Source organism: Cellulomonas septica (genome assembly GCF_012396155.1).
GTDB classification, from domain to species: domain Bacteria; phylum Actinomycetota; class Actinomycetes; order Actinomycetales; family Cellulomonadaceae; genus Cellulomonas; species Cellulomonas septica.
Window position 1 is genome coordinate 1 of the sequence record NZ_JAAXOY010000571.1, and the last position, 2,302, is coordinate 2,302.

Consider the following 2,302-nt stretch of genomic DNA (forward strand, 5'->3'; position numbering starts at 1 on the left):
GTCCGCGACGGTCGCGGTGACCCCGCCGACCGCCGTCACGGGACCGCCCGCGGTACGCGGCGTCTCGACGTCCGGGTCGGCGGCGGGCGGCGCGGTGCCGTCGCTCTCGGCCAGGCGCCCCTCGATGCCGGACACGGTCCGCAGCGGCAGCTCGGGCAGCAGGATCGTCAGGACCACGCCGACGACCATGATGCAGGCGGCGATCAGCAGCACCAGGTCGACGGACTGCGCGAAGCCCTCGAGGAACGGCTGCGCGAGTCGCGGGTCGAGCGAGCCGATGAACGACGAGTCGTCGAGCGACGGGAGCGACCCGCTGCCCTGGACCGCGTCGGCCACCGCGGCGTTCGCGGGGTTGCTCAGCACGGCGCGGTCGGTGAGCGCGGCCTGGAAGTCCGGCGTCGGGAGCAGCCGTGCGAACGCGTCGCGGATGTTCGCGCCGACCGTCGAGAACAGGATCGACAGGAAGACGGCGGTCCCGAGCGTGCCGCCCATCTGCCGGAAGAACAACGACGACGACGTCGCGACGCCCATGTCGCGGATCGCGACCGCGTTCTGCACCGCGAGCACGAGCGGCTGCATCGTCAGGCCGAGGCCCAGGCCGAACACGATCGACGACGCGAAGATCTGCGCGAACGGCGTCTCGACCGCGAGCCGCGAGAACAGCAGCGCGCCGACGACCATGAGCATCGTCCCGATGACGGGGAACACCTTGTACCGGCCGGTCCGGGCGGTCGTCTGACCGGCGATGACGGACCCGGACATGATGCCGACGGTGAACGGGATGAGCGTGAGGCCGGCCTCGGTCGGCGTCTGGCCGCGGACGATCTGCAGGTACAGCGGCAGCGTCGCGAGCCCGCCGAACATGCCGAGACCGATGACGACGTTCGCCGCGGCGCCGACGCCGAACGTGCGGTTGCGGAACAGGTAGAGCGGCAGGATCGCGTCCTGCCGGGCGCGCCGCTCCGCGAGCCAGAACAGCAGCAGCCCGACGGCGCCCGTCACGTAGCAGCCGATCGAGCGCGTCGACGACCAGCCCCACTCGCGACCCTGCTCGGCGACGACCAGCAGCGGCACCAGCGCGACCACGAGCGCGAGCGCGCCCGGCCAGTCGATGCGGTGCTCGACCCGCTGCAGCGGCGGCAGGTGCAGCACGCGCCAGATCACGACGAACGCGAGGATGCCGATCGGCACGTTCACCAGGAACACCCACCGCCACCCGGTGATCCCGAGGATCTCGTCGGCGCCCGCGAAGAACCCGCCGATGACCGGCCCGAGCACCGACGACGTGCCGAACACCGCGAGGAAGTACCCCTGGTACCGCGCGCGCTCCCGCGGCGCGACCAGGTCGCCCAGGATCGTGATGGCGAGCGCCATCAGGCCGCCCGCGCCGAGCCCCTGCAGGCCGCGGAACAGCGCGAGCTCGTACATCGAGCCTGCCGTGCCCGACAGCAGCGAGCCCGTCACGAACAGCGCGATCGCCAGCAGGTAGAACGGCTTGCGGCCGTAGATGTCGGAGAGCTTGCCGTACAGCGGCGTCGAGATCGTCGCGGTCAGCAGGTACGCCGTCGTCACCCACGCCTGGAGCGACAGGCCGTGCAGGTCGTCGCCGATCGTCCGGATCGACGTCGCGACGATCGTCTGGTCGAGCGCCGCCAGGAACATGCCCAGCATGAGCCCGCCGAGGATCGTGCGGATCTCCCGGTGGGTCGGGGGGTGGAACGTGGTCGGCGGGGCGGTGGCCGTGGCGGCGTCTGGGGGCATCGGTCCTTCTCGACGGCGAGGTGCGAGGTGCGGGGGGGACGGTGGAGCGGGCGATGCGGTGTCGCGGTCGCGGGCCGGCTCGACCTACCAGCGTGGCGGAGGGCGGCGGCGCGTGCGGCCGTTCGTCCCCAACACCGAGCATGCACCCGCGTGTTCCCCGTCACACCCGCGGGTGACGGCACGCGTCCCGCCTGGTCGCGGGCGCACGAAACTTTTCACGGGCTCGGGGCGCCCCTCCCGCGCGGCTACCGTGACCGGATGCCCTCCGCGACGACGGGACCCTGGCGCCTGGTGCGCGCGGGCGTCGTCGCGTCCGTCGTCGTCGCGCTCGCCGGCCTGGCGCACGTCCTCGGTGGTGGCGCCCTGCCGGCGGGCGTCGTCCTCGTCGCCCTGACGTCGCTGGTGCTCGCGGTCTGCGTCGCGCTCGCGGGCCGTCGGCTCGGGGTCGTACACGGTGACCTGGGCACCGCGCAGGTGCAGGGCCGCGGCGACGTTGAGGGCCGGGGAGTCGCGCACGTCGTCGGTGTGCGGCTTGAAGGCC

The 2,302-nt window shown here is 73.0% G+C and carries 1 protein-coding gene and 1 pseudogene; both read right to left on the bottom strand.

All coding sequences use genetic code 11. The features are described from left to right. A partial coding sequence (locus HGA02_RS16675) for an MDR family MFS transporter (RefSeq protein ID WP_168680253.1) occupies positions 1-1,761 on the bottom strand: 1,761 nt, incomplete at its 3' end. 438 nt (positions 1,762-2,199) lie between these two features. Continuing rightward, positions 2,200-2,302 (bottom strand): annotated as a pseudogene (locus HGA02_RS16680) (UDP binding domain-containing protein); the annotation flags it as partial.